Annotated in this window: 11 protein-coding genes and 3 pseudogenes; 10 read left to right on the top strand and 4 right to left on the bottom strand. The window is 67.2% G+C overall.

What is annotated here, in order from left to right; translation table 11 throughout:
- Positions 1–23 precede the first annotated feature (23 nt).
- The 5 genes from ABZ382_RS29040 to ABZ382_RS29020 all read left to right on the top strand — a co-directional run bounded on the left by ABZ382_RS29040 (position 24) and on the right by ABZ382_RS29020 (position 5,652).
- On the top strand, positions 24–431 hold the full coding sequence (locus ABZ382_RS29040) for an OB-fold domain-containing protein (protein ID WP_357095315.1): 408 nt from the start codon (positions 24–26) through the stop codon (positions 429–431).
- On the top strand, positions 428–1,219 hold the full coding sequence (locus ABZ382_RS29035; RefSeq protein ID WP_357095312.1) for a crotonase/enoyl-CoA hydratase family protein: 792 nt from the start codon (positions 428–430) through the stop codon (positions 1,217–1,219). The genes ABZ382_RS29040 and ABZ382_RS29035 overlap by 4 nt, the downstream gene beginning before the upstream one ends.
- Positions 1,216–2,676 (top strand): aldehyde dehydrogenase, encoded by a 1,461-nt coding sequence (locus tag ABZ382_RS29030; protein WP_357095309.1) that lies wholly within the window; start codon positions 1,216–1,218, stop codon positions 2,674–2,676. Before ABZ382_RS29035 ends, ABZ382_RS29030 begins: the two co-directional genes overlap by 4 nt.
- A gap of 13 nt (positions 2,677–2,689) precedes the next feature.
- Entirely contained in the window at positions 2,690–4,234 is a 1,545-nt protein-coding gene (locus ABZ382_RS29025; protein ID WP_357095306.1) for a long-chain-fatty-acid--CoA ligase, read from the top strand.
- 77 nt (positions 4,235–4,311) lie between these two features.
- Positions 4,312–5,652: an oxygenase MpaB family protein gene (locus ABZ382_RS29020; RefSeq protein ID WP_357095304.1), complete on the top strand. Its 1,341-nt coding sequence runs from the start codon at positions 4,312–4,314 to the stop codon at positions 5,650–5,652.
- Between the two features lie 140 nt (positions 5,653–5,792).
- On the opposite strand, the pseudogene ABZ382_RS29015 reads toward ABZ382_RS29020, so the two are convergent.
- Together ABZ382_RS29015 and ABZ382_RS29010 are read right to left on the bottom strand one after the other, a co-directional pair.
- Positions 5,793–6,185 (bottom strand): annotated as a pseudogene (locus ABZ382_RS29015) (short chain dehydrogenase); the annotation flags it as partial.
- A gap of 181 nt (positions 6,186–6,366) precedes the next feature.
- Positions 6,367–6,984, bottom strand: coding sequence for a TetR family transcriptional regulator (locus ABZ382_RS29010; protein ID WP_357095301.1), 618 nt, complete (start codon positions 6,982–6,984; stop codon positions 6,367–6,369).
- 84 nt (positions 6,985–7,068) lie between these two features.
- Here ABZ382_RS29010 and ABZ382_RS29005 point away from each other — a divergent pair, with 84 nt between their 5' ends.
- Positions 7,069–7,947: an oxygenase MpaB family protein gene (locus ABZ382_RS29005; RefSeq protein ID WP_357095299.1), complete on the top strand. Its 879-nt coding sequence runs from the start codon at positions 7,069–7,071 to the stop codon at positions 7,945–7,947.
- 98 nt (positions 7,948–8,045) lie between these two features.
- Here the strand turns inward: ABZ382_RS29005 and ABZ382_RS29000 are convergent.
- A pseudogene (locus ABZ382_RS29000) lies at positions 8,046–8,210 on the bottom strand (AMP-binding protein); the annotation flags it as partial.
- Here ABZ382_RS29000 and ABZ382_RS28995 point away from each other — a divergent pair.
- Positions 8,170–8,535, top strand: coding sequence for an AMP-binding protein (locus ABZ382_RS28995; RefSeq protein ID WP_357095296.1), 366 nt, complete (start codon positions 8,170–8,172; stop codon positions 8,533–8,535). The pseudogene ABZ382_RS29000 and the gene ABZ382_RS28995 sit on opposite strands and share 41 nt — an antisense overlap.
- Before the next feature lie 71 nt (positions 8,536–8,606).
- Here the strand turns inward: ABZ382_RS28995 and ABZ382_RS28990 are convergent, their stop codons facing one another.
- A complete protein-coding gene (locus ABZ382_RS28990) occupies positions 8,607–10,031 on the bottom strand; it encodes an amidase (protein ID WP_357095293.1) in 1,425 nt (474 codons plus the stop codon).
- Between the two features lie 293 nt (positions 10,032–10,324).
- On the opposite strand from ABZ382_RS28990, the pseudogene ABZ382_RS28985 reads away from it, so the two are divergent.
- The 3 genes and pseudogenes from ABZ382_RS28985 to ABZ382_RS28975 all read left to right on the top strand — a co-directional run.
- Positions 10,325–10,542: pseudogene (locus ABZ382_RS28985) on the top strand (serine dehydratase beta chain); the annotation flags it as partial.
- 229 nt (positions 10,543–10,771) lie between these two features.
- A complete protein-coding gene (locus ABZ382_RS28980) occupies positions 10,772–11,464 on the top strand; it encodes a hypothetical protein (protein WP_357095290.1) in 693 nt (230 codons plus the stop codon).
- 14 nt (positions 11,465–11,478) lie between these two features.
- The gene (locus tag ABZ382_RS28975) at positions 11,479–12,219 is read left to right on the top strand and encodes a hypothetical protein (protein WP_357095287.1); all 741 of its coding nucleotides are present in this window, start codon (positions 11,479–11,481) and stop codon (positions 12,217–12,219) included.
- Positions 12,220–12,325 lie beyond the last annotated feature (106 nt).

The raw sequence follows: 12,325 nt of genomic DNA, 5'->3' as shown, positions 1-12,325 counted from the left end.
AGGCGCGGAAAGGGAACCATCAGGTGAGTGTTCAAGTGAAACCGGTAGTCCGGGACGAGTTTTCGGCTGTCTTCTTCGAAGGCGCCAAGGAGGGCAAGCTACTGGTGCGTCGCTGCCCGCGCACCGGTGACCATCTCGACCTGCGCAGCGACGACAGTTCGGTGTGGTGGGTCACGGCCAGTGGCCTCGGCACCGTCGTCTCGTGGGCAGTGGTGCACGGCAAGGACGCCGAAGGCCAACCCACCCGGGTAACCGTGGGCATCGTCGAACTCGACGAAGGTCCGTGGTGGTGGTGCCAGTTGGCCGACGTCGATCCCGACTCCGATCTGATGGGCCTGCGGGTGGCCACGGAATTCGTGAGCTCGGGCCCAGCTCCCGAACACGAGCCCATCCCGGTCTTCATGCCGTTTCCCGCGATGGGCGACCGATGACGGAGCAGAGCAGTGTCCTGGTCGAGCGGCACGGTCACGTCATGCTGATCACGCTCAACCGGCCCGCGGTGATGAACGCGGTGAACAGCGAAACCAGCAGCATGGTCGGGGAGCTTTTGGACGAAGCCGAGCAGGACCGCGGTGTTCGCGCCGTCGTGCTGACCGGGGCGGGGGACCGGGCGTTCTGTGCCGGCGCCGACCTCGCAGCACTGTCGCGGGGTGAGTCGCTGTTCGCATCGGGCCGCCAATGGTGGGGATTCGCTGGCTATGTCAGCCATCCGATCAGCAAGCCGACCATCGCCGCGGTCAACGGTTTCGCCCTGGGTGGCGGCACCGAGCTCGCTCTCGCGAGCGACCTGGTCGTGGCCGTCGAGTCGGCGACATTCGGGCTGCCCGAGGTCAAACGTGGCCTGTTCGCCGCCGCCGGTGGCGTATTCCGTTTGCCCGCGCAGATTCCGGAGAAGATCGCCTTGGAGATGATCTACACCGGCGAGCCCCTCGACGCCTACCGCGCCCACAGTCTGGGCCTGGTCAACCGTGTCGTCTCCGACGGGGCAGCGGTGACGACGGCGCTGGCGCTGGCCGAGCGGATCGCGGCGAACGCCCCGCTGTCCGTTCAAGCGAGCAAACGAGTTGCCAAAGGCATTGTCTCCGGCAAGGTTCCCGGCGAATCCGACGCCTGGCGCCGCACCGAACTGGAAGCCCGCAGCGTGATGGTCAGCGCCGACCTGCGCGAGGGCACCCGTGCCTTCATCGAGAAGCGTCAACCCGAATGGAGCGGAGAATGACCGAAGTCAAGCAGGTCGAAACCATGGAGCCCACACCGCTGTTCATCGGCGGGAAATCGGCCTTGTCGTCCGGTCCGGCCACCGAGGTCATCGAGGCCGCGACCGGTCTGGTGATCGGCGTGGCCGGTACAGCCGGGCTGTCGGATATCGATGCCGCGGTCGCGGCCGCGCGGGCAGCGCAACCGGCCTGGTCGGCCCTGCCCGCCGAGGAGCGCGCCGAGCACCTGGAGCGGTTCGCGGCCGCGCTCGCCTACCATGCTGAAGCCACCGCCACACTGGTGACGCGGGAGAACGGTATGCCGATCACGTTGTCACACAACGCGAGTGGACTGGTCCCCGCAGGGTTGCTGGCCATGTATGCGCAGCAGATCCGGTCGATCGATCTTGAACGGACCCAGCCGAGCCAGGCGGGGCGCACCACCGTGCGCCGAGTCCCGGTCGGCGTCGTCGCGGCCATCGCGCCGTGGAACTATCCCCAGACGCTGGCCATGATGAAGATCGCGCCTGCCCTGGCCGCCGGGTGCACGGTCGTGTTCAAAGCCGCACTCGAAACAGCGTTGGACGCACAGGTTTTCGCTGTGGCCGCCGTCGAAGCGGGGTTACCGGCCGGGGTGCTCAACATCATGCCCGGCGGGGTAGAAGCGAGCCGTCACCTGGTTTCCCACCCCGGGATCGACAAGGTCGCGTTCACCGGGTCCACCCCCGTGGGGCAGGCCATCGCCGAGGCCTGCGGAAGACTACTGCGACCAGTCACCCTCGAGCTGGGCGGAAAGTCGGCGGCCATCGTCCTCGATGACGCCGACCTCGACACCCTCGCCGAAGGGCTCTACGACGCCTGTTTCCCCAACAACGGCCAAACCTGCTACGCCAATACCCGTTTGCTGGTGCCGGCCTCCTGCTACGACCAGGTGGTGGACCTGGTCACCGCGGTCGTCGCCGACTACACCGTCGGGGACCCGCTCGATCCCGCCACACAGATCGGGCCGATGGTCACCGCCGCCCATCGCGACCGCGTACTCGGACACATAGCGCGCGGCAAGGCCGATGGCGCACGAGTGACCACCGGTGGCTACCCGGTCGCCGATCGGGACGGATTCTTCGTCAAACCAACGGTTTTCGCCGACGTCGACAATGCCGACGCCATCGCGCAGCAGGAGATCTTCGGCCCGGTGCTGTCGATCATCCGATACGACGGCGGCGACGCGGCGGCGCTGACCCTGGCCAATGCCAGCGATTTCGGTCTGGCCGGCACGGTCTGGTCCGCGGACGAGGAGCGGGCGATGTCGGTGGCCACCCGCATCCACACCGGCACGGTCGGGATCAACCACTACGCCCTCGATCTCGGCGCACCCTTCGGCGGCGTCAAGGCCAGTGGCTACGGCCGGGAACTGGGCCCCGAAGGGCTCGACGCCTACCTCACCTACCAGTCGGTGTACCAACTGGCTCAGCCTCGTTGACAAGGACGTTCCGATGTATGTGACCCAGGGATTGCACCGTGCCGTGCAACAGGATCCCGATGGCGTGATGACGATCTGCGGCGCGCGCACCCGCACCAACCGTGAGGTCGCGCAACGCGTGGCCCGGCTGGCCGGTGCACTGCGCGCCTTGGGGGTCACCGACGACGACCGGGTCGCGATACTGGGCATGAACTCCGACCGGTACCACGAGTATCTGCTGGCGGTGCCGTGGGCGAACGCGGTCCTCAACCCGGTCAACATTCGCTGGAGTCCGGCGGAGATCGCCTACTCGCTGGCCGATTCCGACAGCCGGATCCTGTTCGTGGACGACGTCTTCGCCGCGTACCTGCCGGCGCTGCGCGCGGATTTCGACGGGCTCACCACGGTGATCCATTGCGGTGACGGCCCGACTCCCGACGGCATGCTGTCCTACGAGGAGTTGATCGCGAACGCCGAGCCGATCCCCGACGCGCGCCGTAGCGGCGACGCCCTGGCCGGCATCTTCTACACCGGCGGCACGACCGGATTCCCCAAGGGCGTCATGCTCAGTCACGCCAATCTGGTCACCGCCGCGCTGGGCGCCATCGCGACCGGCTTCGCGGCCGGTCCGGCCGCCGTGTACCTGCACGCCGCGCCGATGTTCCATCTGGCAGACCTGGCCGGCTGGCACTGTGTGCTCCTGCTCGGCGGCACCCATGTGATGATCCCGTCCTTCGAGCCCATGGCCGTCTGCACAGCGATCCAGGATCACCGGGTGACCGCGACGCTGCTGGTGCCGATCATGATGCAGATGCTGCTCGACCATCCGCGAGCCGGCGAATTCGACCTGTCCGGCGTCCGCAACATCACTTACGGCGGATCACCGATCTCACAGTCCCTGCTCGAACGAGCGCTGCTGCTGTTCACTCGGGCCCGGTTCACCCAGGGGTACGGCATGACCGAACTCGGTTCGCTGGCAACGATGCTCGGGCACGACGACCACCGCGACGGGCGGTTGCGCTCGGCCGGACGCGCAACGCCCATCAGCGAGATCGCCGTCGTCGACGACGCGGGCGTCAAGGTCCCAGTCGGGACCGTCGGCGAGATCGTGGCGCGCGGCCCGCAGGTCATGCTCGGCTACTGGAACAATCCCACCGCCACCGCCGCCGCCATTCACGACGGCTGGATGCACACCGGCGACGGCGGCTACCTCGACGACGATGGCTTCGTCTACATCGTCGACCGCATCAAGGACATGATCGTCACCGGTGGCGAGAACGTGTACTCCGCCGAGGTGGAGAACGCCGTCGCCGCCCATCCCGCGGTCGCCGCGGTCGCCGTCATCGGTGTCCCCGACGACGAATGGGGTGAGCGGGTACACGCCGTGCTCGTCTGCCACCCCGGCCACGCGGTCACCTCGGACGAGATCCGTGACCACGTCAAGGCGCGCATCGCGGGCTACAAGGCACCGCGCACGATCGACGTTGTCGATGCGCTGCCGACCTCGGGCGCGGGCAAGATCCAGAAACAGCAACTGCGCCAACGGTATTGGGACTCGGCGGATCGGCAGATCAACTGACTCGCGGGTGGCCCATGTCCACAGCTGGGCCTCTCGCAACGTAATCCATTGCAAGCAATCAGAACGCAGAGGTTTCGATGACGCTCCATTATCCCGAACTCGCCGAACGGGTCCGCGGCCAGCGCGCGCAGCAGCCGGATCTGTACGGTGCGATCGATTTCGATCGGTCCCCGTACCGGTTCACCAGCGATCCCGAGGTCCGGTCCGCGCTTCGGCGAGGCAACCGCGAACCGCTGCTGGCCGACGACGGTCTGGTCGAATTGATCCGTACCGGGACGATGCTCGGTGACGTGGTCGCCGACCCCTATGCTGCTCTGCTGCCGCAGTACGGTCTCCACCGTCTGATGAGCATGTTGCGTCAGGCGTGCCGCGAAGGTATCGACGCGGTTGTCGACGCACCCGAGGAGCTGCGGGCCTTCATCGCGTCGATGGAAGCCACCCCGGCGTGGGTGGACATGGACCTGGTTGAGCAGGGCGCCCGGGCTCAGCGGGTCAGTGCCGCGTTCCTGGCGCCGTTCCTGATCCGGGGTGCCTTCATGGCCACGTTCGCGAACACCTATGCCGCACTACCGATGGCATTGACCGGGGCGTTGTCGGACCGCCGGGCCGAGCGGCGGGTCAACGAGACCGCGAACTTCTTCGCTGTCACCACGCTCCAGGGCGCCCTCGAACGGGACGGTCTCGGATTCGAGGCGGCGGCGATGGTGCGCCTGATGCATTCGATGGTGCGCTACAACGCATTACAGCGTTCGACGCAGTGGGACCCCGACGTGTATGGCGTCCCGATCCCGCAGGTCGACCAGATGCCGGCCGGGCTGATCGAGCCCTTCCGTCTCGCCATGGACGCATTGAGCAACGGGCGAACCGAATTCACGGCCCGCGAACGTGCTGTGCTCGAACTGTGCCGATACCGCTGCTTCCTGCTCGGTTTGCCCGAGGAACTGCTCCCGACCTCGGCTGCGGACACCATCCGCATGTTCAGCGCGCGATCTGCCATGTTGCGTGACGGATTCGACGACTCCACCTGCGGCGAGCTGATGCGTTCCACCATGGGTGCCTACTTGCGCCCCAGCCAATCCCGGTTCGATCGCATCGCTGATGCCGTGGAACGCAGCTGGAGCAAGGCGTTCTTCTATCTGCAGGTGTGTCGGCGGGACAAGAAGCTCGCGGCGAGCATGGGCGTCCACTTCGGCGGCGCTGACATGGCCCGAGTCGCCGCGACCGCGCCGTTCATCCTGGTCCGATTCCTCGGGGTGAGGTTCGCGTCCGGTCGATGCACGCTGAGCGGCCCGGCCGACCGATACACCCAGCGCGTACTCGAGCGTCGCCTCGCGACCTACGGCAACCCGGAATTCACCACCGACGCCCACGCCTACCCCACAACGCCGCCTGCAGTGCGGCAGGAGGCAGCCAGGTAGGTGGGTGGGATCGCCGCCTTCGCATACGGCCCGTCATCACGGGATGGGCGTTGTCGTGGGGGTGTCGGCGAGAATCGTGGCCGGGCGCGCAGGTGAAGCGGCCCGCCACGAAACCGCCGCGAAATCTTCTCAGCTGTAGGGAAGCCGACGTTGGTCAAGTCTTCAGAGATCTGCCATATGCGATGAGCGTCTTCGGTGCTGAGCAGGCGGGAGTAGAGCTTCTGCGATCCCGGTGGCCCGCCGAAGTACTCGAGCCCGCGTGGCCCGTAGAAGCCGCCCGGTGCGGCGTGGGGAGAGGTGGCGGCGTAGAGAGCGGGCAATTGCGCGGCCTGTAGTACCGTCCCGAAGAGAACGCCGCGGGCCGACAACATCCGGATCGCGCCTGCGAGCGTGGTGTCCTTGCCGCGCCCGACTTCGGGGCGTGCGCGCAGCAGGTTCGTCGGGGCGACGCCGGGGTGGGCCAGGGTGCTGGCCAGGCCCCATCCGTGGGCCTGGCGGCGACGGTCGAGTTCGAGGCCGAAGAGCCCGAACGCCTCCGGCTGAGTCCCAGTTGCGGACCATGGGCGCGTCGGTGACCTACTCGGAACAGCTCATCGCCAAGGGGCTGATCAGCAGTAGAAGTGAGGCCACGTTTAGTAGCTCTAGGCCGACTTGAAGCGCTCGATATGTGGTATGAGCGGATGTGCTGGCGGAGAGTGGGGTTCGTGGGCCGGGTCAGGATGGTCGGGTCAGCAACGTGAGGAGTCGGGTTGCGAATTCTTGGAGTTCGTTGTCGCTGGTGAGACGTGGGGGTGCATCGGGTGTCAGGACCAGGGAGTGGACGAGTCGGACCATCATCGTGGCGAGCATCTCGGTTTCGGTCGCGTCGCCGATCGCGCCGGGGCGGTTGATGATCTCGGTGAGTACGAAAGTGGTTGCCAGTTCCAGAATTTGACCGGCGTGCACGGTGAGATCGGCCAGGGTACGGTCGCGGTCGACGGTGAGCATCTTGACCAGGACCGGGTTGGTGCGCAACGTGGTGACGGTCGTGGCGAATCCGACCGTCACCCGTTCTTCGAAGCTGTCGGTGCGGTTGACCCGTTCCGTGATCTCGGCCAGCACGCGGGTGGTCTCGCGCAGCATGGCCGCGCGCACGACCTCGTCCTTGTTGCCGATGCGCCGGTAAAGGGTGGCACGGTTGATCCCCGCGTGGCGGGCGATGTCGTCGGGGCTGACCCGGCTGATACCGAGTTCGGCGAACAGCGCGACCGCGGCGTCGAGGATGCGGGCATCGGTGTCGTCGACCTCGGTAGATGGCAGGGACGACGACCAGGAATCGGCCTGTACGCGCATCACGCAAGTCTACCCCCCAGTTGCGACAATGCGACAAAGAGTTAAACTCGTCGCGTTGTTGCATCCCGACAAGGAGGTCAGACGATGACACACACCGATCCCGCCACCCCGGTCGACCCGCTGGGTCCCGATTCGCTGCTGTGGAAATACCTCGGCGACGCCCGCGCCATGCTGTTCATCGGGCGCAGCGGCACCCTGCAGAGCATGCACCCGGCCGTCAACGCTGCGCTGCAACAGCATTCGACCTTCTTCGACAACCCGTGGGACCGGCTACTGCGGTCGATCCCGCAGGTCCTGGGCATGATCTACGACGCCGACGCCCGCGAGGAGACCGAGCGGGTCCGTGACTATCACAAGCCCCTCAAAGGAATCGACGAGCACGGCCGCCGCTACCACGCCCTCGATCCCGAAGTGTTCTGGTGGACCCATGCCACCTTCGTCGAAACCTGCGTGGCCCTCAACGACTACTTCGGCACCCCGCTGACCGACACCGAAAAGGACCAACTCATCGCCGAAGGCGCGGCGTGGTGGCGTCGCTACGGACTCTCCGAGCGCGTCGTGATCGACAACTACGCCGATTTCCAACGCTATTGGGACCGCACCATCGACGAAGTCCTCGAATCCAACGCCACCACCGACTACGTCACCACCCTGCGCCACACCAAGATCCCGCCTCTGACCGGCATACCGCAACCGGTCTGGGACCTCATCTGGCGGCCGGTCATGACCGCCAACGTGTGGCTGGCCAATGGCCTGATGCCCACCCGCTGCCGTGACACCCTCGGCTGGCAATGGACCAGAACCGACCAGGCACTACTCGCCGCCCTGGCCACCACCATCCGCACGATCTGGCCGATCCTGCCCCAACGCCTGCGTTACCACCCCCGCGCCTACGCAGGCATCCGCCGAACCCGCCACGAATCGGCAACCCCCGCGGGCGTTCACGCCCACACAGCCGCCTGAGCATTACACCGAAACCCTCGACTACGAGACGATGGCCAACCCAGGGCGGACTCTGCCGCCCACCCCAACCCATTGCCATCTGCTCGGTGCCGACCATCCCCGTGTACGAGGATGTCGGAGGCCGTCCACCGCCACGCTTCCACGACCCCGTCGAGGGTGGCGCGAACGGCTCGGCGCGATAGCACGACCCCCTTCGGCGGGCCGGTGGTACCGGAGGTGTAGATGATCAGCGCGGGTGTTTCGTCGCTGGGTTCGGTGGGCCATGGTCCGGCGGGCGCGGCGGCGGTGATGTCGATGTCGATGCGCGGTAGCGACGTCAGCGCTTCGGGCAGAGCGGTTTCCGGTGCGGCGAGCACCAGTGTGGACCGATCACTGGATTACGCCGGACTGGCGGAGGCGGCCCGCGCGCTGGCCGCACGCATCAGCGACGCGACCCGGGTCGCCCTGTGGGCCACACCGACGACGGAGACGGCCGTGGCGGCGGTCGCCGCCCTGCTCGCGGGAGTGCCCGTCATACCGGTCAATCCGAACAGAGGCACCCGCGAACTGGCCCACATCGTCGCCGACAGCGACCCCTCGGAAGCTTAAAGCAGTTGCGGCCGAGCCAATTTCGAGCAGCGGGAACAGGCGGTGCGAGGCCGCCGGATCTGTCGTCGCACTCACCACGTCGGCTTGCGATCGGCGTAACGGGTGGCCTGCTCGAACGCGTAACCGGCTCGCAGCAACGTCATTTCGTCATGATGGGCTCCGACCAGCTGGACACCGACCGGCAGCCCGCCCGGGGTGAACCCGGCCGGCACGGCCAGCGCGGGGCAGCCGGTGGCGCTGATGTAATACGCCGACCGCATCCAATCCAGATAGTCGTGCATCGGTGCGCCCGCGACCTGCTCGGGGTATTCGAGGTCCACCGGGAACGGCGGCAGCTGGCTGACCGGAAGCAGCAGAATGTCGTAGCGGGAGAAGAACTCTCGCATCCGGTGAAAGAGCTCGGTGTGCAGGAATTCGGCGCGGCCCAGATCAGAGGCGGTGAGGCCGAGGCCATAGACGATGTTCCCGGCCAGCGTCGCCTTGATCTTGTCAGGATTGTGCCGCAGCATGTCGCCCAGCGAGGTGGCCATCTGCCAGCCGCGCAGCATGCGGAAGGCCTCGTCGGCTCCGCTGAAGTCGGGGCAGACCTGTTCCACAGTGCAACCCAGTTCGGCGAAGGTCTTCGCAGCGGCGGTGACGGCGTCGGTGACCTGCGTTTCCACCGGCAGCGTCCCGCCGAAATCGGGTGACCAGGCCACCCGCACCGACCGGAGATCGGATTCAAGGGACGTGGTGAAGATTCGCGGGCTCTCCTCGATCGAGATCGGGCAGCGCGAATCGGGACCCGCCATTACCGAAAGCAGCAGCGCCACGTCGGATACCGAGCGGGCCATCGGCCCCTGCACGATCTGGCGGGTCCACGGCATGAGGTTCGGCCACAGCGGCACCCGGCCGGGGGAGGGACGCAGCCCCACCACATTGTTGAATGAGGCCGGATTGCGGATCGATCCGCCGCCGTCGCTGCCATCGGCCAAGGCCACCAGCCCCGCAGCCAGCGCCGCCCCCGCGCCGCCGCTGCTGCCGCCAGCCGACCGAGTGGTGTCGTACGGATTGCGGGTGGGGCCGAACACCGGGTTGAAGGTGTGCGATCCGGCGCCGAACTCCGGCACGTTGGTCTTGCCGAGGGTAATCGCCCCGGCCCTACGGATCCGCTCGACGCTGACGTCGTCGTAGGCGGGAACATATTCGGCCAGGATCGGCGACCCCTGGCTGGTGCGTATTCCGGCCGTGTTGTGAGTATCCTTGTGCGCCACCGGAATGCCGTGCAAAGGCCGCAGCGGTTCGCCTTGCGCCAGGCGTTCGTCGGCCTCCGCCGCCGCTTCCAGGGCCTGTTCGGCGGTGAGCGTGACGATCGCATTGATTCTGGGATTGAGCTGCTCGATCCGTTCCAGATGCGCGCTCACGACCTCCCGGGCGGACAACTCCCGGGTGCGCAGCCGACGAGCCAGTTCCGTCGCGGGGGCATCGCAGATCTCCGGGTGGAGCGGAATTGTCACTGGGGGCCTCACTTCGATACGGGCGGGTGTACGCCTGCCACGATGGAGCGGGTTGGACGCAGGTCCGAGAATTCACCGGATTGCCGCGAAGATTGCGAAATTCTGCCGGAATCCATCACCTCTGACTCTGACCGGCATCGTGAACGACTCTCGCAGCGTGCCAATGCTGTGCCCCGGTCAACCGAGCGTGGTATCCGGTGTAGCCGAGGACTCTCTGGTCGTCACTCGCGACGTCGTGTGTAGTGCCTTCCTGCCGAGAAGAACCCGTGAGCAACCTGCCGAGCGTGTTCGACATGTTCAGCATCGGTATCAGACCGTCCAGCTCCCACACCGTGAGGCCGATGCGGGCCGCGCACATGTTCGTCGATCGCCTTTTCTTCCGCAGGCAATCAGAGCGGACGGCACGGATTTGCGTGGAGCTGCGCAGTTCGCTTGTCACTGGCTGAGGTCACGGCACCGACACCGCGGTGCTGCTCGGACTGACCGGGAGCGCCCGGAGTCGGTCGAGACCGACGCCGGGCCCGGCCTTGTCGACATTGGCGTAGAGATGACGGATTCCTGTGGAGAACCTGAGATCGTGCCGTTATCCGGCAAGTTTGAGGGAATGCCCGGTACTGAATGCATCGTCTTGTGACGGCCGTTACACAGACTCGGCTCGCCGTCGGCGGCGGGTCGGAACCTCGGCCGTTGGCCCGATCGCCATCCACCATGTTCGGGCTCGAGGATGATGAGGAGAATCCATGAGAATTCGCACCTGCGCGATGACGGCGGCCGTGGCGGCCGTGAGCGTCGTGGTCAGCGCGGCTTCGGTCGCAGCGGCGCCGGAGGCGGCGGCCGATGCGGTGCACTATCGCACCGCTCTGGCCGGGAATGCCGTGGTCGCCGAGCTGGAGGGCGGCACCTTCGCGATGACGGCGGATCAGGCGTCGGTGGCCGTGCGTGACGAGGCGGGGTGGCAGCTCGACGTGCTGCCGCTGGTCGCCGATGTCGACGGTCAGCGCGTGCCCATCCGGCCGGAGATCTCCGGCGACGGCCACAGCCTGAAGCTGACCCCCGACGCCACGGGCGTCGACCGCACCGCGCTGCGCCCGGTGGCCTCACCGGTGGAGAACCAGTTGGCCATGAACGATCTCATCAATGCGGTGAGCATCGGCACCTCGGTGGGCAGCCTGATCGGTTCCGCGATTGGGGGTGTGGTGGGAATCGGTGTCGGACTGGCGGTTTCGGGTGCGGCGTGTCTGGTGATCAGTCTGGGCTGCGTGGTGGCGGTGCTGCCGATCGTCAGCTTGGTCGGCGCTGTGGGCGGTCTGGCCGGGCTGGTCATCGGCGGCGGGCCTACGGCGCTGGCCGCCGCGTACAACTACTTCACCACGATGAACGCGGCGCCGGGAACCAGCATGTACTCCCAGTACGTGCCTGGCGCGGCGCACTGAGCGGGAGATTCGAAATGCGCATCAGTACAACGGTTCTAGCGGCAGCTGCGGTGTCGGCGGCGGTGACCGTCGCGGCGGTGCCCGCCGTCGCGGACGCCGACCCGGGCATGCGGGCGACAGTGACCGCGGACTCCGTGGTCACCACGGTGGACACGGGCGCGTTCGTGCTCGCCGACGACCTGAGGACGGTCGCGGTTCACGACGGCGCGGGCCGCGAGGTGGCGAGCGTGCCGCTGGCATTCGAGCTGGATGGCCGTGAATTCGCTGTGGCCCAGCAGATCTCATCGGACGGTCGCAGCCTGACCCTCACTCCCGACCCGGCCGCCCGGGCGACGGCCCAGCCGGTCGCCTCACCGCTGGAGAATCAGCTCGCGCTCGGGGAGCTGGCAGGGAACCTGAGCACCGCCACGCTGGTGGGCACAGTGGCCGGGACGGTCATCGGCCTGCTCGTGGGAGCGGTGATCGGGCTCGGGTCGTGCCTGGTGGTCGGCCCCGCGTGCCTGGCGACCGCCCCGGCGGCGCTGGCTGCCTTCGCCGGCGCGGGCGGGCTCGCGGGCACCCTGCTGGGTGGCGGAGGCGTGATTACCACGGGGTTGTGGAAGTACCTGTCCACCTTGCAGGCCGCACCGGGCGAGAGCCCGTACGCCAACAAGGACGGATTGCTCGACCCGGAGGGCACCGGTGTGCCGAACGCGATCCTGCGGATTCCCAAGATCAAACTCCCGACCGGGTCATCGAGCATGTCCGCGCACTGACCACACCGCCCGCAGCTGGACGGCCCGCGGAATCGCCGCGAATACACGCATTGGCCGGGGCGAAACATGAGAGCCGCCGACGTCCACGACGGCCGGGGCGGCTATG

This window comes from Nocardia sp. NPDC005825 (assembly GCF_040630175.1).
Lineage (GTDB): Bacteria > Actinomycetota > Actinomycetes > Mycobacteriales > Mycobacteriaceae > Nocardia.
Note: the sequence above shows the minus strand (reverse complement) of the source record. Positions and strands in the feature narration are given on the sequence as shown.

Coding starts and splice junctions, on each gene's coding strand:
- ABZ382_RS29035 (WP_357095312.1), top strand. CDS start 428: ATGACGGAGCAGAGCAGTGTCCTGGTCGAGCGGCACGGTCACGTCATG.
- ABZ382_RS29030 (WP_357095309.1), top strand. CDS start 1,216: ATGACCGAAGTCAAGCAGGTCGAAACCATGGAGCCCACACCGCTGTTC.
- ABZ382_RS29025 (WP_357095306.1), top strand. CDS start 2,690: ATGTATGTGACCCAGGGATTGCACCGTGCCGTGCAACAGGATCCCGAT.
- ABZ382_RS29020 (WP_357095304.1), top strand. CDS start 4,312: ATGACGCTCCATTATCCCGAACTCGCCGAACGGGTCCGCGGCCAGCGC.
- ABZ382_RS29010 (WP_357095301.1), bottom strand. CDS start 6,984: ATGCGCGTACAGGCCGATTCCTGGTCGTCGTCCCTGCCATCTACCGAG.
- ABZ382_RS29005 (WP_357095299.1), top strand. CDS start 7,069: ATGACACACACCGATCCCGCCACCCCGGTCGACCCGCTGGGTCCCGAT.
- ABZ382_RS28995 (WP_357095296.1), top strand. CDS start 8,170: ATGATCAGCGCGGGTGTTTCGTCGCTGGGTTCGGTGGGCCATGGTCCG.
- ABZ382_RS28980 (WP_357095290.1), top strand. CDS start 10,772: ATGAGAATTCGCACCTGCGCGATGACGGCGGCCGTGGCGGCCGTGAGC.
- ABZ382_RS28975 (WP_357095287.1), top strand. CDS start 11,479: ATGCGCATCAGTACAACGGTTCTAGCGGCAGCTGCGGTGTCGGCGGCG.